The organism is Chitinolyticbacter albus, from assembly GCF_024437655.1.
In the GTDB taxonomy this organism is placed as follows: Bacteria; Pseudomonadota; Gammaproteobacteria; order Burkholderiales; family Chitinibacteraceae; genus Chitinolyticbacter; species Chitinolyticbacter albus.
On the sequence record NZ_JANBVF010000013.1, the window covers coordinates 13,239 to 30,871 of the forward strand.

Genomic DNA, 17,633 nt, shown 5'->3' on the forward strand with positions numbered 1-17,633 from the left:
GTGGTTGCTGCGAGGACGGTTGGATTGTGCGTTGCAGCATTTGTGTTTTGCAGGGTGGGGCGCTGGATTTGCATCCGCTTGCAGCAGTTGGCGTGCTGTTCGCTTGACCTACTTCCATTCAGTGAGCTGCGAGTCGGTGGACGATCTGTGCCCTCAGGATTGAATGGCACTCCCCTGGCCGCGTCGGGGCCTGGTACGGCACTGGTGGATCCTGGGCGCGGCGCAGTCAGTACGGCGCTATCGTTGCTCTGGCAAGCTCCGGATTGTGAAAGTGCGCGGGGCTCAACCCGGCATTTCGCCGCTGGCCAATGTAGCCTTCGCTGTGCGGATTCTTGACTGGATCGCAATGCCGGAGGAACTGCCGGGCCACTCCATGGTGATGTGCCCATTCATCCGAAGCCCGACTGGAGAACTCCGCCCTGCTGTTGCGGCAACGACAATGGTGGCTCGTCAAGCTGACTACTTGGGGGGAGGGGTGGGCGTGCCCCCAGCCGGATGCGATGCTGTCGAGCAGGCAACAAAAAGCCCCGCAGTGCGGGGCTAAGTGCTTGTTTCTATTGGAGGCGGGTACCGGAATCGAACCGATGTAAACGGATTTGCAATCCGCTGCATAACCACTTTGCTAACCCGCCGTAGGGGGCAAAAAGAAAGGGAAAGGCATCAGCGTTTCCCTTTCTTTCGATGTTTGGAGCGGGATAAGAGGCTCGAACTCTCGACCTATACCTTGGCAAGGTATCGCTCTACCAACTGAGCTAATCCCGCGTCTGCAGGCAAACAACATGAAGAAGAATGGAGCGGGATAAGAGGCTCGAACTCTCGACCTATACCTTGGCAAGGTCTCGCTCTACCAACTGAGCTAATCCCGCGTCTGCCGGCAAACAACATGAAGAAGAATGGAGCGGGATAAGAGGCTCGACCTCTCGACCTATACCTTGGCAAGGTATCGCTCTACCAACTGAGCTAATCCCGCATCTGCTTCAGTGCTGCAACAGAGAGGCGCATTATGGTTGTGCCGCCCGATGCTGTCAACACCAGGGTGCGGACAGAATGCGAACTTTCCCCTAATCGCTTGATGGAACGTATAAAATAACCGGACCCGATGCCCAGGGTCGTGGCGGGATGCGCCGCGATGTTGCTCCAGAGGCATCGGTTTGGAAGCGTTGCCACAACTACCGGTCGCGGGGTGAGCCCGTGGCCTTGCATGGAAGGAACAGCCATGACCAAGAAGGTCGTCACGCTGGCGCACTACTATTGCCAGCCCGAAATCCAGCAGATGGCCGACAAGGTCGGCGACAGCCTGGAACTCTCGCTCTATGCCAAGGAATGCGGCGCGGACACCATCGTGTTCGCCGGCGTGCGTTTCATGGCCGAGACCGCCAAGATACTCAACCCGAATGCCGAAGTGATCCTGCCGGACGCGCGTTCCACCTGTTCGCTCGTCACGCAGACCGATGTCGGTGCGCTCAAGGCCTGGCGCGAGGCGCATGCCGATCATGTGCACGTGAGCTACATCAACAGCTCCGCCGAGCACAAGGCGCTCTCCGACTGGATCGTCACCAGCCGCAATGTCGATGACATCATTGCCCACCTCTATGCCGAGGGGAAGAAGGTGATCTTCTCGCCGGACCGCAATATGGGCGCCTACCTCAATTTCCAGTACGACTACGGCATGCCGCTGTGGTCGGCCGTGTGCGAGGTGCACGACAAGTTCAACCAGAGCGCGCTTGATGAAGCTTTTGCCGCGGTCGTCGGTGCCAAGTACTTGATCGCCCACCCGGAAAGCCCGCTGCCGGTGCTGCAGCAGGCCGATTACGTCGGCTCGACCTCGGGCATGCTGAACTGGGTGAAATCGTATGCGGCAGAGCCCGATGCGGTCATCTTCGTCGCCACCGAGGATGGCATCCTCTACAACATGGGCTTGGCGCGCCCGGACCTCGACATCCGCCAGGCGCCGATCTACGCCGGCTGCCAGTGCAATTCCTGCCCCTATATGAAGATGAATACCATCGAGGCGGTAAAACGCGCGCAAGCGGGCGAGGGCATCCGCGTCGATTACCTGAGCGCGGAACAGATGGAAGCGGCGCGCCTGCCGATCGAGCGCATGCTCGATTTCTCCAAGCGCTACTACCAGTAAACATCCTGCGATACCCCAGCGGCGACCCGCCGGGGGTATCGCGTCACCGGATCGCCATGCACTACGACTACCTTGTTTTTATTGGCCGGTTTCAGCCCGTGCATCTCGGTCACCTCAGGGTGATCGAAGCGGCGTTGGCGCAGGCGGACAAGCTGATCGTCGTCTGCGGCTCGGCGCGGCAGGCGATCAGCCCGCGCAATCCATTCTCGCTGGCCGAGCGCGAGGCCATGCTGCGCGCCGCATTGCCGGCTGAATGGCAGGATCGTGTGTTCGTCGTCGGTTGTTCCGATCGCATGTACAACGATCAGCAATGGGTGACCGAGGTGCAGAACCTGGTCGACAAGGTGATCGCCGTCGATACCGCGAGCCTCGGGCACCGCGCCGCGGAGTTCCGCATCGGGCTCGCGGCCGCAGCCAACGGGCGGGGCCGCGGTACGCACTACCTGGAACTGTTCCCACAGTGGCAGCGGCTGCAGGTCGATGAACTGGATGGCGTCGATTCCGGTTGCGTGCGCGAGGTGCTGTTCGCCGATCATGGGCGGCGTTTTGACGCATGCCGCGGCAAGTTGCCGACCGAGGTCTACCACTGGCTGGCTGGTTTTCGCGAGACCGAAACCTATGCCAGGTTGGCCGACGAATACCGCTACCTGCAGCAGTTTCGCGCCTCGTGGGCCGTTGCTCCGTACCCGCCTACCTTCGTGACGGTCGACGCGGTGGTCATCCACTCCGGCCACATCCTGCTGGTGCGGCGACGCGGCATGCCAGGCAAGGGGCTTTGGGCGCTACCCGGCGGCTTTGTCGAGCAGGATGAGCCGATCCGCGATGCGGTGATCCGCGAGCTGAAGGAGGAAACCCGGCTCAAGGTGCCGGCACCGGTGCTGGCCGGCTCAATCCGAGCCAATCGGGTATTTGATCACCCGCAGCGCTCATTGCGCGGCCGCACCATCACGCACGCTTTCCTGATCGAATTGGCTCCCACCGGCGAAGGCTTGCCCAAGGTGAGAGCCAGCGATGACGCCGACCGGGCGCAGTGGGTGCCGCTGTTCGAGTTCAATCGCATGGAAGCCGAGCTGTTCGAGGACCACTTCTATATCGTGAACTGGTTCCTCGGGCAGATATGAAAAACGGCGCCGATGCGCCGTTTTTTCGCTTACTTGGATTGCTTCCTGCGACGCTGGCGCCAGGCCAAGGCACCGCCGCCCAACCCCAAGAGTGCCATGGTGGTGGGTTCCGGTACCGGGTTCACCGAGTAGCTCAGCGTGCCATTCCACGGTTGGAAATTGGTGAAGGCCAGATAGAAATCGTAATTGCCCGCAGCCGGTGCATCGAAATTCAGCGAGGCGCTGAAGCTGTTGCTGCCGACATAGGGGGTGGCCGCGATCTCGGTGAACGAGGCGCCCGGCTGGGTCTGGCGGCTCAGCACGCTATGCAAGGAGGCGATATTGTTGGCGCCTGCGTTGGGCGTGAGCGTGAAGTTGAACGCGTAGGGGCCGGCGGCGTTCAGCGAGAACTGATGCAGCGCATCGGGCAGCAGACTGGTGCTCCACGCGCCATTGCTGCTGATACTGATGTCCTGCTGTATCAGGGCGGCCTGGCTGAGTGGGCTAAGCGCGAGCAGCGTCGCGGCTACATAGGCGAGAAGGCGTTTCATGCGAGGACTCCAGGGCGAGAATTTCCCGCATGATAGGCTATTTTCTTTCTGCGCTGTTAATATCTGATTCAGAATTTAATCGTATCCTGATGCTGTGCAGGCGATAAGCCAAATGGATTCCGAGTTTCAGCCAGCGGATACAGGCGCTGGGTCAGCCAATCTGCAGGATTTTGCTTTGAGTAAACAAAATACTTACAACTTTGCGTCACGCAAACCCGCGAACCATTGAGGCCGCGCTAGCGGGTGCGGCTGCCGCCGCCTGGCCAGTGCGCGAACTTCCACTCCTGGTAGTTGGGCTTGTCGGCGAAGGTGGCGTAAATGCTGGCAAAGCCCGTCTGCTTCAACGGTTTTTGCAGTGATTTGCTGTACACACCCATGAAGCCGCCGCCGGGCGCACCGATATAGGCCCAATCTTCGCCCGTCACCGGATCCATGTAGGGCTTGCGCAGGAAGTGGCGGGCAAAGGGCGCGCGTGGATCCTGCACCAGGTCATCCAGCGTCTTGGGGTATTGTGGTCCGCCGCCGGCGTTGATCTCGCTATAGGCCTTGATGGCACGCCGGATCTCGTCGCCCACTATCAACAGCTCTTCTTCCTTGGTGCGCTGGATGCGGGTCTGCCAGACCTCGCCCAGCTTGGCGAGGTAGATCCCCATGACCAGCACCATCATCAGCACCCAGGCGTAGGCGAAGCCTTGCTGGACGCGCCGGCTAGTACTCGGTAAACGGTTTGCCATCGCTGCCATTACCGGGCGTACTGCTCTTGACGTCGTACACGCCGCTGCCACCCTCGGGGCTGATGATTTCCCAGGCGTCACGCTTGCCGCTGACCGGATCGACCGGCACCTCGCGCAGGTATTTGCGCTCGACCATCTCTTCCAGCGTGGCCGGGTAGCGGCCGGTGTCGGCGTAGAACTTGTCGATGGAATCGCGCATGGAAACCAGATTGTGCTTGAGCACGGTTTCCGAGGCCTTGTCGGTTTGCTGGAAGTAACGCGGCACCACCAGCGTCAACAGGCTCGCCATGATGGCGAGCACGACCAGGAGTTCGATCAGCGTGAAGCCACGGCGCAGGGTGGGGGACATGAACTTACCAGTCACGATAGGGAAGTCCGTTGAGGCCGATGCCCTCAGCGGTCGAGTAAACATCATACACATCGCGCCCTTCGGCCGGCGCGTCGGCCGGGCTGGCGTAGCTGCGCAGTCCCCAGGTTTCGGCATTGGTCTTGCTCGGGCAATCGCAGAAGGGGTCGCGCGGGATGCGGCGCAGGAAATAGATCTTTTTGCCGGTCGGATCCTTGATGTCCTTGATGCCATCGACCAAGGTGGCCAGATCCGGCGGATAGCCCGAATCGTCGAGCGATTTCTGCAATTTTCCCTCGTCGCTCGCCACCTTGTAGGCGTCGATTGCGCTGCGGATCTGCCACAGTGCGCGGCGCAGATCTTCCTCGCGCGAGCGGGTGGCGGCCACCTGCGACAATGGCAGCGCCACCGAGGCCAGCACAGCGAGGATGGTCAGGGTGACCATCAGCTCGATCAGCGTAAAGCCTCTTTCCCGCATCGCTGATCTGCCTCAGCGACGGCCAACGCCGCCGCCACGCACCGGCGCCGGCGCGGACTGTTCCTGCGGCACAGGTTGCGGTACGGGCTGTGGCGCAGGCTGGAATTCCGGTTGCGGCGCGGCCGGTACAGGCATGGGCGCGCTACCACCGCCGTTGACGTTCACGGTCGACGCGTCGCGCAGACGCAGCGGATCGGTCGAAATCGACGCTTCGGTGCCGCTGTCGAACTGCGTCACGTGCTGGCCGGGCATGGCGAGGTTGCGAACAATCCGGGGCGTGATCATCAGGATGACTTCGGTCTTCTTGTGCTCATCGCTACGATTGCCGAAGATCCGATCCAGGATGGGCAGCTCGCCGAGCCCAGGCAAGCCCGCCTTGACGGTCTGGTTGGTGCGTTGCAACAGCCCCGCCAGCACCTGGGTTTCGCCGTCGCGGACCGACATATTGGTTTCGGCTCGACGCGTACCGATCTGATAGGCAACGCCACCACCAGCGGTGGGGACTTTTTCGACCAGGTTGGACACTTCCAGCGTCACCTTGACGCCAATATCACCCTCGTTGGTGATCGAAGGCTCGACATTCAGCGTCAGGCCGACATCCTGATAGTTCACGGTCTCCGAAGTGACACCGTTCGAATTGGTCGTGGTGATCACCGGCAGCCGATCGCCAATCACAACCTTGGCCTTGTCGCGGTTCTTGACGCGGATCTTGGGGTTGGCAAGCACTGCGGTGTCGCCGACGCGATGCAGGAAGTTCGCGGTGATTTGTGGCTTGCCCAGGTTGACGAGCACGTTGCCGCTGTTGATGTTGTTCAGCTGGTTAAGCGACAGCGGGCTCGGATCGGTGGAAAACTCCGCAGTGAGCTTGTCCGGATAGGCAATGCCCAGGTTCAACAGGTCAGAGTTGGAGACTTCCAGCACTTCCACGTCGAAAATCACTTCCGACTGCGGCAGATCCTGCGCCGCGATCAGCCGCTCGGCAACCGATACCGCCTCTGCGGTATCGCGCATGATGATCATGTTCAGCCGCTCGTCGATGTAGACGTCGCGCGTCTTCACCATCTGCTTGATCATCGCCAGCACCTGCTTGGGGTCGGCGTTGTTCAGGTAGAAGGTCTTCATCACCAGATCCTTGTAGTCGCGATCCTTATCGGGGCGACGCGGGTAGATCATGATGGTGTTGTCGTTGAGGATCTTCTTGTCGAGCTGATTGGTGGCGAGCAGCAGGTTGATCACATCCTCGACCGTGGTATCGCGGGCGAAGATGGTGGTCTTGAGGTTGGGCGGCACGTCGCGATCGAAGATGAAGTTCACCTTGCCGATACGGGCGATGATGTCGAACACGCTCATCAAGGGCTGGTCGCGGAACTGCAGCGAAATGGGGCTCTTCAGCGCCTGCGCGAGCATGGGCTTGAGGCTGGTCTCACGGGCCTTGCGCGATTCGATGTCGGACTTGATGCGCAGCGCCTGATTGTTGTTCGGATCGTCGACCAGGATCTGGCGCAGCACCTGCAGCGCCTCGTCCGGTCGGGTGTCCTTGTTGTCGCGGGCGAACTTGATCATCGAATCGCGCTTGGCGGCGCCTTCGAGCTGTACCAGCGCTTCCTTGGCCCGATAGTTGTTCGCATCCCACGACAGGATCTGCTGGTAGCGAGCAGTGGCGGCGGCGTAGTCGCCGCGGCGCACGGCGTTGTCGGCGTCCGCCTGCAGCTCGATGACAAACTTGATCAGCGCCTGTTCATACGCGTTTCTCAGCTTGAGATCGTCCGGATACTGCGCCAGCTGTTCCTTGAGGTAGGCCAGCCCCTGCTGGCCATCGCCCTGCCGGATCAATTCCTGGCCCTGCTTGCGCGCCTGGTCGGCCGCGCAGCCGGTCACGAAGGCTGCAAAAATAAGGGTGACGATCAACGCGCGCTTCACGGCGTTCCTCCTACCGGCAGCGTCTGCTGCTGATTCAATGGCATATAGGTAAACACGATGGCATCCCGGTTGACCGAGTCGAGCCGATAGCTGCCAAGCAGGGTCTCGCCCTGCTGGATGCGGCCGAGCGCATCGCAGCGTTGGCATAGTACGAATTGCTGACCGGCCGCCTCGACCACAATCTGGTCCACGCCCCGATCGTGCCAGGAACCGGCAACGACGAAGGGCAGGGGCGGGGCTACGGGCACCGGGGTCGGTGGCGGCGGGCCGGGTGTGGGGGTCGGCGGCGGGGGCGGTGCCCAGCTCTGCGCCGGGAAAAGGTTGGCGAGCACGGCGCTCGCCGCCACGACGCTGGCTGCACTGGCGCCCGAGGCGGCCGGCGCGGCCGTATCGCGGGTGATCTCGCCCGCGGCGCGGCGCGGTGCCGCTTGCACGGGGTCGTCACCCGCCTGCTGATCCTGGATCCAGTAGTAACCCATGATGGCGAGGCTCGCGACCAGGAGCACGATAACGGGGCGCGACAACATCAGCGTGCCTCCGTCAGGTAGGACAACTGCAGTTGCACGGTGAGCAGCTCATCGCCAATCTGCAGACGAGAGATCGACAGCGCCTCGACGCGCACGCCCGGTTGTTCTTCCATCGCGGCAATGAAGTCGCGCAGGTCCGGATAGCGGCCATTGGCGGGAAACTGCACGCCATAGCGCACCAGCGCGCCATCGGCCTCGGTCACCGTCTTGTATTCCGATTGCAGTACCGACAGACGATGCTGACCGGCAATCTGCGCCGATTCGCGCAAGAACGCGGTAAAGCTGTCCGGCGTTTTCAGCTCGGCCGGCAATGCGGCGGGCGGCGGCGCGGTGGCTGCGCTCTTGAGCGAGGCCAGATCCTGGGCGAGCTGGAGCTCGCGCTCGGCCAGGTCCTGCGTGAACGGGCGCACATCCTGGGTGTAGACAATGAGGGCGAACGCGCCCAGCCCAAGGCCGACGATGCCGAGTACACCGGCAGAGCGCAACCATTGCCGCGCCTGCCATTTCAGCTGCTGCGCGTTCATGGCTGGGCCTCCCGCCATTGGATTTCGATCGCGGACTGGACCGGACGATAGGGGTCAGCCAGCTTCACCCCCTGGCGGGCCAGCGTGACACGTTCGATGGCCGGCTTGGCGGCGATGGCGTCGACCAAGGCCAGCGCGGCGTCTAGCGTGCGCGCTTCGATCTCGAGCTTGATATTGCGATCGGCCACGCTCACGTCGATGCGGGTATAGGCAATATCGTTGTTCCAGGTCTGCTCCAGCACCGACAGTGCCGGCAGCATGTGCGATTGTTGCGCCAGGCGGATACGGGCGACCTTTTCGTTGGCCGGTTCCTTCTTCTGCTCGGCCGCGCGCGCTTCTTCCAGCTTGCGCTTGCGTAGCTGGTACTGATCTTCACGCTCCGACAGCGCCTCGGCGTTGAGCTTGGCGGCATCCTGCAGGCCAATGATCCAGACCAGCGCTACCGCGCCGATCAGCGTGAGCACCAGTCCCAGCCACGGCGTCTGCCGGGGTGGCTGGTGGAAATCGAGTTGGAGCGCCTTCATGCCAGCGCTCCTTGCCATTCGCTGCGGTGGCCGAACTGGGCATGAACGCCGCCCAGCCATTGCGCATCGAAATCACTGGTTTCACCGGACAACATGCCAAGCTCGGACGAGGCGATATACACCTGATCCGGCAGTGTCTGACCGGCCAGCATGGCCGCGTCGCGCACCAGCGCCGTCAGGGCATAGGCTTCGGCTTCGTCACGCATGGTGTTGGGCAGCGTCACCACGCCGTGCCAGGCATTGCCGTGGTAGAAGGCACAGGTGGCGTGATCGGCTTCCAGCAGCAGGAAAGCGAATTCGCGGCCCTTGAGCTTGCGCTGGTGCAGGTTGATCGCACTGGTCAAGAGCGGGGTCGCACCGGCAAGCTTGATCCGCGACGAGCGCGCGAGCTCAGCCAGCGTCTGGAAGAAGCCTTCGTCGACTGCCGCGGCCAGCCGGGGCAGGCCATAGGGGCCCGGGGCGACACGGATGCGCCAGTTCTCGACCGGCACCGCGAACTGCTTGGCAAAGATCACCGACGCGTAGCCGCGCCAGTCGTTGTCGTTATGCAGGTTGTCCTGCCAGGGCAGCACGGCGTAGCGGGCCCAGTTGCCGCCGAGCAGCAGCTGCAAGCGGTCCTGCTTGAAGGGCGTGCGCGGTGCGTCGGCGAGCAGCTGCTGCAGCCGCATCACGGCGGTGTCGGCATTGTTGTCGATCGCGGCGCTCGCGCGGCGCGGATTGCCGCCACCCGCCGGCCGGCCCAGGCTGGCGAGCAGGGCGTGGTGGCGGGTCAGCCACGCGCAGTGCTCAATCCACAAAGGTGACACGGTTGATTTCCTGGAGGGTGGTTTCACCGCGCGCCACGGCCTTCAACGCCACGCGGCGCATCGAGATAAAGCCATGGCGGTCGGCCAGTTGTTTGATTTCCACGGCCGGGCCACGCGCGGCAATGGCTTGCTTCAATTCATCGTTCAGGCGCAGTACTTCGGCAATCGCGCGCCGGCCCAGATAGCCGGTATCGCGGCAGGCCTGGCAGCCCGAGCCCTTGCGGAAACGCCAGCCGGCGACCTGCTCGCGGGTGAGGCCGGACACCTTGAGCGTCTCATCATCCGGCACATCGTCGGTGATGCAATGCGAGCAGATCTTGCGGATCAGCCGTTGCGCGACGACGCCGATCAGCGCGTCGACGAAACTGTTGGGCTCGACGCCCATGTGCATAAAGCGGTCGAGCACCGAGAACACGTTGTTGGCGTGCACCGAGGTCAGCACCAAGTGACCGGTCAACGCGGCCTGTACCGCGATATTGGCGGTTTCGCCGTCACGGATTTCACCGACCAGGATCTTGTCCGGGTCGTGGCGCAGGATGGAGCGCAGGCCGCGGGCAAAGCTGAGGCCCTTCTTGTCGTTGACTGGAATCTGCAGCACACCGGCGAGCTGGTATTCGACCGGGTCTTCGATGGTGATGATCTTCTCTTCACCCGTATTGATCTCGGACAGCGTGGCGTAGAGCGTGGTCGACTTGCCCGAGCCGGTGGGGCCGGTGACCAGCAGCAGGCCATAGGGCTCGTGCGACAGGTTGCGGATCGCCGCCATCGTCTGTTCGTCGTGGCCCAGCACATCGAGCCGCAACTGCTTGAATGCGTCGCCCCCTTGCTTGTCGAGCACGCGTAGCACGGCGTCCTCGCCCCAGATCGACGGCATGATCGAGACGCGGAAATCGACATCTCGCTGGTTCATCATCACCTTGAAGCGGCCATCCTGCGGAATGCGATGCTCCGAGATATCGAGCTCGGCCAGCACCTTGAGCCGCGAGATCACCTGTTCGGCCGTTTCCACGCCGTTGGCACCGCCGATATGCAGCAGCACGCCGTCGATGCGGTACTTGATCGACAGGCCCGAGGGCGTGCTCTCGAGGTGGATATCGGACGCCTTGGACTTGAGCGCATCGTACAAGGTGGAGTTGACCAGCTTGACGATGGGATTGTTGTCCTGCGCGATGCTGGCGAGCGAAATCTCGGTGACATTCTCGCCACTGTCGGCGCTGCCCTCGCCCATGGCCAGCTGATCCATCGCGCGATGCGAAGTCTCGAAGCTTTCGAGGTAGTGCCGTAGTTCGTCGTAGTGGGCAAAGGCCGAGCGCACGCCGGCGGGGATGCGCTGTTGCGCCCAGTTGCGCGTGATCGGATCGAACGGATCGCCCAACACCAAGAGTTGCGTGCCATCGGTGTCTTCGACCACCAGGCACTGGCGCGAGACCGCGTCGGCGTACGGAATCAGGTCGTAGCGCGGAAACAGCGCCGACAGGTCGTCCGGCGACAGCGTCGGCATGCCGAGGAAGGCGCCGACTTCGTCGCAATAGCGGGCGTCGTCCAGCCCCAGGGTCTGTTGCAGCAGAAAGGGCAGGCCGGTGTCGGCACTGGCGGTCTGGCGCAGATGCTGGATCAGGTCCAGGGTCAGCTCGCTCATCGCAAGGCTCCGGCGGTGAGGAACATCGTCATTGCATATTTCCTGCGAGTTCGAAGATCGGCATGTAGAGCAGGAACACGATGGTGCCGATCAGGATGCCGATGATCAGCATCAGGATGGGCTCGAACAGCCGGGTGAACATTTCGATCGCGCGCTCGAGTTCTTCGTCGCAAAACTGCGCTGCGCGCTCGGTCATGGTGGCAAGCTCGCCGCTCTGCTCGCCCACGCGCAACAGGCGCTCTGATACCGGCGTGGTCAGCCCGTACTTGGGTAGCGTGGCAGAGAGTGTTTGGCCCGACTTGATGTCGACGATGGCGCGCGTCAGCGCGAGGCGCATCGATTGGGGCAGCAACTGCGCGGCAAGATCCATCGCGGCAATGATGGACAGCCCGCCAGCCAGCAGCAGGCCGACGGTGCGGTAGAAGCGGGTGAGGGCAAACAGCCGGCGATACTCCTCCAGCCGCGGAATACGCCAGAACAGCTCCTGCAGCATGGCCTGCACCGCCTGCGTGCGCAGCAGCATCACGATGCCGGCGATGGTGCCGATGATGGCGGCGAAGATCACCTTGCCATTGCTGTGCACCAACTCGCCCCACCACAGCATTACCTGGGCGGCGAATGGCAGCGTCTTCATGCTGGCGTAGATCTGGCTGAACTTGGGTATCACGTAGAACAGCAGGAACAGCATGATGGAGCCGCCGATGGTGATGATCACCATCGGGTAGACCAGCGCCGACACCACCTTCTTGCGCACCATGGCCAGGCGTGATTCGTAATGGTGGTAGCGCTTCAGCGCGTCGGCCAGGTGGCCGGTTTTTTCGGCCGAACCCACGGTGGCGATATAGAGCGGCGGAAAGTGCTCGGGCATGGTCGAGAGTACGCGCGACAGCGGCAGGCCCTGATACAGCCCTTCGATGAGGCGGGTCAGCACCACGCGGCTGCCATCCTGCGCGCTTTTTTCCTTCAGCGTTTCGACGGCTTCGACCAGGGTCAGACCCGCTTCGATCAGCGCGATCAGTTCCTGCGTAAACAGCGACAGTGCGAAATCGCTCTTCTTCATCGAGAAGCTGCGTTCGGCACGGAACGAGACGGCCTGCATGCCCTGGCTGGCGAGCCGCTCGCGCAGCTCAGCCTCGTTGGCAGCCTCCAGCTCCAGCTCGGTCATTCGACCGGCCTGCATGGCTTTGACCTTGTAGCGCATGGTCGCGAGGACCTCGGGGCCGTTTAGTAGACGATGTCCGCGTCTTCGCCGCTGCCGCCGGCCTTGCCGTCGGCGCCGAGCGACATCAGGTCGAACTCGCGGCCATTCTCACCAGGGCGCTTGTAGACGTAGGGCTTGTCCCAGGGGTCGTTCGGCAATGCCTTGGCCAGATAGGGACCATTCCACTTGTTGGCATCGGCCGGCTTGGCGGTCAGTGCACCCAGGCCCTGTTCGGTACTCGGGTAGCCACCATTGTCCAGTCGGTACTGATCGAGGGCATCGGCCAGCGCCTTCATCTGGCTGGCGGCTGTTTTGGAGCGGGCATCACCGACCTTGCTGAACAGCTTGGGGCCGACATAACCGGCCAGCATGGCGATGATCAGAATCACGACCAGGAGCTCGAGCAGGGTAAAGCCGCGAGCAAGGGAACGATGGTTACGCATTTTTAGTTATCTCTAGTGCTGTGTGTTGAATCCATCACCGTGAGGTGGCGGGCTTCAATCCTCCACCGCCATCGTAATACGCGGTTTTGGCGCGCCGCAAGCGGCTAGTATGCGTCAAACCTAATATTGTCGCGGGCTGGAGGGGAAAGGCGCTGTTGCCGGAGGGTGGCAATGCCACGCCGCTAGGACTGATGTAAGCATGCCCGGTTCCGTGGCGGGTGGCTGTGATGAACGTAAGCTTGTTGTGTAAACGCGACGCTTGAATGGGGCGACAAGCCTTGTATTGCAAGCAAGTGCGACGCGATTGGGTTGGGGCGGCACGGGCGGCCAGGGTGGGAATACGCGATTTCGCGGGTGTGTCTGCGCCTGGAAGGGTGGCTGCATGTTTGTCAGCCAACAAAAAGGGACAGCTCAGGCTGTCCCTTTTTGCCGTGTCACCGAAGCCGCTGGGCTCCGATGAGCGGGATAGCTGCGACCCGCTTAAGCGGCGAGGCGCTGGGCCACCACGTCCCAGTCGACGATCTTCCAGTAGCCTTCGAGGTAGTTCGGCCGGCTGTTGCGATAGTCGATGTAATAGGCGTGTTCCCACACGTCACAGGTCAAGAGGGCGACGTCCGCGGTGGTCAGCGGCGTGCCGGCGGCACCGGTATTGACGATATCGAGGCTGCCATCGGGCTTCTTCACGAGCCAGGTCCAGCCCGAGCCGAAGTTGCCGGCGGCCGAAGTGTTGAAGGCTTTCTTGAATTCGTCGAACGAACCCCAGCGGCTATTGATGGCTTCCGCCAAGGCACCGGCAGGGGCGCGATCGGCGCCGGCGGCGTTCGGCTTGAAGCCGAACCAGTAGAACGTGTGATTCCAGATCTGGGCGGCGTTGTTGTACACGCCGCCGGCTGGAGCGGTCTTGACGATCTCTTCGAGCGTCTTGCTTTCGTTGTCCGTGCCCTTGATCAGGTTGTTCAGGTTGGTCACATAGGTCTGGTGATGCTTGCCATAGTGGTAGGACAGCGTTTCGGCCGACAGGTAAGGCGCGAGGGCATCCTGGGCGTACGGCAGTTCGGGCAGCTTGTGTTCCATGTAGGTTCTCCGTGGTTGTTCGTTTGGCTGGAAATTGGGGGCAGGGCTAGCATGGGGGTGGGCGGCGCGATTTCAAGCGCGACCATGCACGATTTCGACGCATGCGGGCGCTGTGGTATCGTTTGCCTGAAAGCAATGCACCGGCCCAGCAGTCAGAAAAAGAGCAGCCATGACCATTTTATCCTTGATCCTAGCGCTTGCGCTGGAGCAGTTGCGGCCCATCAGCAACCGCAATCCGGCCTATCTGGCGTTTACGCGCCTGGCCAACCGGCTTAAACGCGCACTCAACGCGGGCGAGTACCGCAACGGCATTTACGGCTGGTTGGTGGCGGTAGGGCCGCTCCTCATCGTCGTTGTCGGCATCTATTTCCTGCTGAGCCATTTCGGCGCTGCATTGGGCTTTGCCTGGGCGGTGCTGCTGCTGTATCTCACCATGGGCTTTCGGCAGTTCAGTTCGGCTTTTTCCGGTATCTCCAAGGCGCTGCAGGCCGAGGATCTGCCGGCGGCCCGCGCCTGGCTCGCCGATTGGACCGGACAACATGCCTCGGAGATGAACGAGGACGAGGTATCCCGGGTCGCGGTCGAGCAGGGCTTGATCGACTCCTACCGCTACGTGTTCGGTACGATATTCTGGTTTGTCGCGCTGGCGTGGATCGCCGGTCCGGCCGGTGCGGTGCTGTACCGGGCTTCCAGCCTCTTGGCGCAGAAATGGGGCAGTCACGCCGATAGCGAGCCATTTGGCCGCTTTGCGCTGGCGGTGCAGGAGATGCTCGATTATCTGCCGGTGCGTATCACGGCAGCCAGTTTTGCAGTGATGGGTGACTTCGAGGACGCCGTCTATTGCTGGCGCTCGCAGGCGCGCGCCTGGGGCAACTACGCGCACGGCATCCTGCTGGCGACGGGCGCGGGCGCCATCGGCATCCGCCTGGGCGAGGCGCTGCACCAGGATCACACCGTCAAATTCCGTCCGGAACTGGGCATAGGTGACGCGGTGACGCCGGATTACCTGGCTAGTGCCGTTGGCCTGATCTGGCGCTCGGTCTTGCTGTGGGTGGCGGTGATCCTGCTGTTCAACGCGGCGCGCTGGTTGGCGTGATGGCGACGATACACATCGACAGTCGCGAGCTGCGGGTCGCGAACATCTTCTGCGTGGCCCGCAACTATGTGGCACATGCCGCGGAAATGGGCTCAAGCATCGGCCCTGAGCCCGTGGTGTTTCTCAAGCCGACTTCGGCCTTGCTGCCGCACGGCGCGCCGATCCCGTTGCCGGGCTGGTCGAGCGACATCCACCACGAGGCCGAGCTGGTGGTGGCCATCGGCCGTGATGGCCGCAACATCGATCGGGCATCGGCCATGTCGTATGTGGCAGGCTATGCGCTGGGGCTGGATCTCACCGCGCGCGATGTGCAGCGCGTTGCCAAGCAAAATGGCCAGCCGTGGACGCTGTCCAAGGGCTACGCTGGCTCAGCTACGTTGACTGCCTTCGTGCCGGCCGAGGCGTTGCCGCGGCCGGGCGAGGTGAGTTTTCGCTTGGAAATCGACGGGGAGACGAGGCAACACGCCGAAGTCGGGCAGATGGCGTTCGACATAGCCGCATTGATCGCCTGGATATCGGAGCGTTTCGGCCTGACCGAGGGCGATCTGATCTATACGGGAACGCCGGAAGGCGTGGGGTCCATTCATTCGGGACAGCAATTGCGCCTGGTGCTGGATGACCTGATCGACGAGACCTTGCGGGTGGCCTGATCACCGGTACGAAAACCAATGAAAAACGGGGCCTGGGCCCCGTTTTTCATTGGTCCGCGTCTTGCTCAGAAGCGCTCAGGCAGCTTCTGCAGGATGATGATGCGTTTGTTCTCCAGCTTGACGTAGCCGCCGAACACCAGCTCCTTGAGGATGCGGGCAATCATTTCGCGCGAAGAGCCGACGCGATCGGCAATGGCCTGCTGCGTCAGCGGCTCGGCGATCATCCAGTGGTCCTCGTGCTCCACGGCGATTTCCTCGAACAGCGCGCGCACGCGGCCGTAGACGTCGAGCAGGGCCAGGTTTTTCATCGTCAGCGACAACTGACGGATGATGCGCGCGAGGTTGAGGATGAGCTTGTCCTTCAGCTGCGGGTAGGTCTCCAGCGCGGTACGGAAATCCTGCTTGCTGAACATGATGAAGGTCGAATCCTCTTCGACCTGCACCGACCAGCCGCGCGAGGCGTCGTCGATCATCGAGATCTCACCGTACACGCTGCCCGGCTCGCCGATCTGGAACACGAATTCCTTGCCCTGGTTGTCGCTGGTGAACGAGCGGGTACGGCCTTCCATCTGCAAATACATCGCCTCTGCGGGGTCGTCTTCGCGGAACAGGAAGCTGCCCTTGGGAAGCTGCCGCTTCACGGCGGCATGCATGACGACTTCGAGGTCGGCGTCGGAAAAGTCCTCGAAGATCGGGATCAGGCTCAGAAAGGTGCGGACCGTGGCGTCCATGATGGGTTCTCCGTGTATTGCTTCAGTGGTCCGCGCCGCCGGGCTTGCTGGCGCTGGCCGACAGCGCGGTCGGGCTGGCGCTCGCGGCTTCGACGGGGGGCACGCGATCGGCTGGCGGCGGTACGATGTCTAGTTTTTTTTGCTGCATGTATTCGTTCATCTCTTTCCAGCCGGTAAAGATGTCCGACTTGGAGACGCGAGGGTTGCGTTGGTAGCAATCCTCCAACGCCCGGCCGCTGTGCCGGCAGGCGGCGCCCACGGCCTTGCCGTTCTCGGCCTGCTGGTTGAGCGTGGCCGTGATGCGGTCGCACGCGGTGAGCAAGACAAAGGGGGCAAGCAATAGCAATCGACGAGCTGACATGGTGTGGTCGCTATATGAGCGGGTTCTGATTGGCGATTGTAGGAGAATCCCAACTGCGACGAAATATGCAATGGCGCGGCCCGCGTAGTGTCCCAAGCCGTCAATCGCGCTCGCTCATCGACCATAGCAGCCAGCGCTGGTTCCCGCCGTTGAGTTTGGCAAAGCGCCAGGTTTCCTGGAACGGCGCTGAATTGGCCGCCGCCGCCACCTTGCCATAAAAGCGGACATGGGCGACCACTTGCTGCGTGTCGTTTTCGGTGCTGACGAGCTCGATATGCAGCTCGGGGAACTGGATCTGATCGTCCGGCGTGACGTCGACCCGGCTGAGTTCGTCAAACAGCGCCGGAGCCAGATATTTGCGCAACTGCTCGCGTTTGGCCGGATCGGCCTCGGTGCGCAGGTGCAGGAAGGTGGCCTTGGCGTGGCGCAGGAAGGCGCGGGTTTCGGTGCCGTCCGGCAGCTTTCCCGAGCGCGCGATGGCGCTGTCCACGCCCTTGCCCACATGGTAAAAGCGCTGCCTTTCCTGCTGGTTTTCGGTGTGCCAGCCCGCTGCGGGTTGTGTTTCCGGATAGGGGTCGGCTACCGGCCGCTCGCTGCGACGCAGGTAGAAGAGTCCGCCCAGCGTGAGCACGCCGAGCAGTATCAGCCAGGTCCAGGGCAGGTTACCGGATTCGGCGGCGCTGGCGGTCTGTGCGTCGGGGCCTGCCTGGGCCAGGGCGCTGGCAAGGCTCGTGAGAGCAAACAGCAGTGAGTAGAGTGGGCGACGATCCATGCTTTCAGATGTACAGGCAGCT

At 62.4% G+C, this 17,633-nt stretch carries 20 protein-coding genes and 4 tRNA genes; 4 read left to right on the top strand and 20 right to left on the bottom strand.

The features are described from left to right. Positions 1–558: 558 nt before the first annotated feature. From NLI84_RS09125 to NLI84_RS09140, 4 genes are all read right to left on the bottom strand, one after another. Positions 559–632: transfer RNA gene (locus NLI84_RS09125), tRNA-Cys, on the bottom strand. A 54-nt stretch (positions 633–686) separates the two neighbouring features. Further along, positions 687–762, bottom strand: a tRNA-Gly gene (locus tag NLI84_RS09130). 28 nt (positions 763–790) lie between these two features. Further along, positions 791–866: transfer RNA gene (locus NLI84_RS09135), tRNA-Gly, on the bottom strand. A gap of 28 nt (positions 867–894) precedes the next feature. Beyond that, a tRNA-Gly gene (locus NLI84_RS09140) sits at positions 895–970 on the bottom strand. Positions 971–1,216: 246 nt separating this feature from the next. On the opposite strand from NLI84_RS09140, the gene nadA reads away from it, so the two are divergent. Both nadA and NLI84_RS09150 read left to right on the top strand, forming a co-directional pair. Then, positions 1,217–2,134: a quinolinate synthase NadA gene (gene nadA, locus NLI84_RS09145; RefSeq protein ID WP_255989763.1), complete on the top strand. Its 918-nt coding sequence runs from the start codon at positions 1,217–1,219 to the stop codon at positions 2,132–2,134. A 56-nt stretch (positions 2,135–2,190) separates the two neighbouring features. Further along, positions 2,191–3,255, top strand: coding sequence for a bifunctional nicotinamide-nucleotide adenylyltransferase/Nudix hydroxylase (locus tag NLI84_RS09150; protein ID WP_255989764.1), 1,065 nt, complete (start codon positions 2,191–2,193; stop codon positions 3,253–3,255). A gap of 29 nt (positions 3,256–3,284) precedes the next feature. Here NLI84_RS09150 and NLI84_RS09155 read toward each other — a convergent pair whose 3' ends face one another. The 13 genes from NLI84_RS09155 to NLI84_RS09215 form a co-directional block, all read right to left on the bottom strand. After that, a complete protein-coding gene (locus tag NLI84_RS09155; protein ID WP_255989766.1) occupies positions 3,285–3,785 on the bottom strand; it encodes a PEP-CTERM sorting domain-containing protein in 501 nt (166 codons plus the stop codon). Between the two features lie 236 nt (positions 3,786–4,021). Next, positions 4,022–4,519: a type II secretion system protein gene (locus NLI84_RS09160; RefSeq protein ID WP_255989768.1), complete on the bottom strand. Its 498-nt coding sequence runs from the start codon at positions 4,517–4,519 to the stop codon at positions 4,022–4,024. Then, positions 4,494–4,868 (bottom strand): type II secretion system protein, encoded by a 375-nt coding sequence (locus NLI84_RS09165; protein ID WP_255989770.1) that lies wholly within the window; start codon positions 4,866–4,868, stop codon positions 4,494–4,496. The genes NLI84_RS09160 and NLI84_RS09165 overlap by 26 nt, the downstream gene beginning before the upstream one ends. Positions 4,869–4,872: 4 nt before the next feature. Then, a complete protein-coding gene (locus NLI84_RS09170) occupies positions 4,873–5,343 on the bottom strand; it encodes a type II secretion system protein (protein ID WP_255989771.1) in 471 nt (156 codons plus the stop codon). Between the two features lie 12 nt (positions 5,344–5,355). Further along, on the bottom strand, positions 5,356–7,263 hold the full coding sequence (locus NLI84_RS09175; protein ID WP_255989772.1) for a secretin GspD/PilQ domain-containing protein: 1,908 nt from the start codon (positions 7,261–7,263) through the stop codon (positions 5,356–5,358). Further along, the gene (locus NLI84_RS09180) at positions 7,260–7,790 is read right to left on the bottom strand and encodes a hypothetical protein (protein ID WP_255989774.1); all 531 of its coding nucleotides are present in this window, start codon (positions 7,788–7,790) and stop codon (positions 7,260–7,262) included. The genes NLI84_RS09175 and NLI84_RS09180 overlap by 4 nt, the downstream gene beginning before the upstream one ends. Then, the gene (locus NLI84_RS09185) at positions 7,790–8,314 is read right to left on the bottom strand and encodes a hypothetical protein (protein ID WP_255989775.1); all 525 of its coding nucleotides are present in this window, start codon (positions 8,312–8,314) and stop codon (positions 7,790–7,792) included. Before NLI84_RS09185 ends, NLI84_RS09180 begins: the two co-directional genes overlap by 1 nt. Beyond that, positions 8,311–8,838: a hypothetical protein gene (locus NLI84_RS09190; protein WP_255989777.1), complete on the bottom strand. Its 528-nt coding sequence runs from the start codon at positions 8,836–8,838 to the stop codon at positions 8,311–8,313. The genes NLI84_RS09185 and NLI84_RS09190 overlap by 4 nt, the downstream gene beginning before the upstream one ends. Beyond that, the gene (locus NLI84_RS09195; protein ID WP_255989779.1) at positions 8,835–9,644 is read right to left on the bottom strand and encodes a hypothetical protein; all 810 of its coding nucleotides are present in this window, start codon (positions 9,642–9,644) and stop codon (positions 8,835–8,837) included. The genes NLI84_RS09190 and NLI84_RS09195 overlap by 4 nt, the downstream gene beginning before the upstream one ends. Continuing rightward, positions 9,625–11,283 (bottom strand): GspE/PulE family protein, encoded by a 1,659-nt coding sequence (locus tag NLI84_RS09200; protein ID WP_255989780.1) that lies wholly within the window; start codon positions 11,281–11,283, stop codon positions 9,625–9,627. The genes NLI84_RS09195 and NLI84_RS09200 overlap by 20 nt, the downstream gene beginning before the upstream one ends. Before the next feature lie 28 nt (positions 11,284–11,311). Further along, positions 11,312–12,484, bottom strand: a complete 1,173-nt coding sequence (locus NLI84_RS09205) for a type II secretion system F family protein (protein ID WP_255989782.1) — start codon at positions 12,482–12,484, stop codon at positions 11,312–11,314. A 23-nt stretch (positions 12,485–12,507) separates the two neighbouring features. After that, positions 12,508–12,927, bottom strand: coding sequence for a type II secretion system major pseudopilin GspG (gene gspG, locus NLI84_RS09210; protein WP_255989783.1), 420 nt, complete (start codon positions 12,925–12,927; stop codon positions 12,508–12,510). Between the two features lie 480 nt (positions 12,928–13,407). Further along, complete coding sequence (locus NLI84_RS09215) at positions 13,408–14,001, bottom strand: superoxide dismutase (protein WP_255989784.1); 594 nt, start codon at positions 13,999–14,001, stop codon at positions 13,408–13,410. Positions 14,002–14,170: 169 nt separating this feature from the next. On the opposite strand from NLI84_RS09215, the gene NLI84_RS09220 reads away from it, so the two are divergent. Continuing rightward, positions 14,171–15,097 carry a CobD/CbiB family protein gene (locus NLI84_RS09220; RefSeq protein WP_255989786.1) on the top strand — a complete coding sequence of 309 codons (927 nt, stop codon included), beginning with the start codon at positions 14,171–14,173 and terminating at the stop codon, positions 15,095–15,097. After that, entirely contained in the window at positions 15,097–15,747 is a 651-nt protein-coding gene (locus NLI84_RS09225; RefSeq protein WP_255989787.1) for a fumarylacetoacetate hydrolase family protein, read from the top strand. Before NLI84_RS09220 ends, NLI84_RS09225 begins: the two co-directional genes overlap by 1 nt. 65 nt (positions 15,748–15,812) lie before the next feature. Here the strand turns inward: NLI84_RS09225 and NLI84_RS09230 are convergent, their stop codons facing one another. The 3 genes from NLI84_RS09230 to NLI84_RS09240 form a co-directional block, all read right to left on the bottom strand. After that, complete coding sequence (locus tag NLI84_RS09230; RefSeq protein WP_255989788.1) at positions 15,813–16,478, bottom strand: Crp/Fnr family transcriptional regulator; 666 nt, start codon at positions 16,476–16,478, stop codon at positions 15,813–15,815. Positions 16,479–16,500: 22 nt separating this feature from the next. Beyond that, complete coding sequence (locus NLI84_RS09235; RefSeq protein WP_255989790.1) at positions 16,501–16,839, bottom strand: hypothetical protein; 339 nt, start codon at positions 16,837–16,839, stop codon at positions 16,501–16,503. Between the two features lie 100 nt (positions 16,840–16,939). Next, complete coding sequence (locus NLI84_RS09240) at positions 16,940–17,611, bottom strand: Tim44 domain-containing protein (protein WP_255989792.1); 672 nt, start codon at positions 17,609–17,611, stop codon at positions 16,940–16,942. Positions 17,612–17,633: the final 22 nt, after the last annotated feature.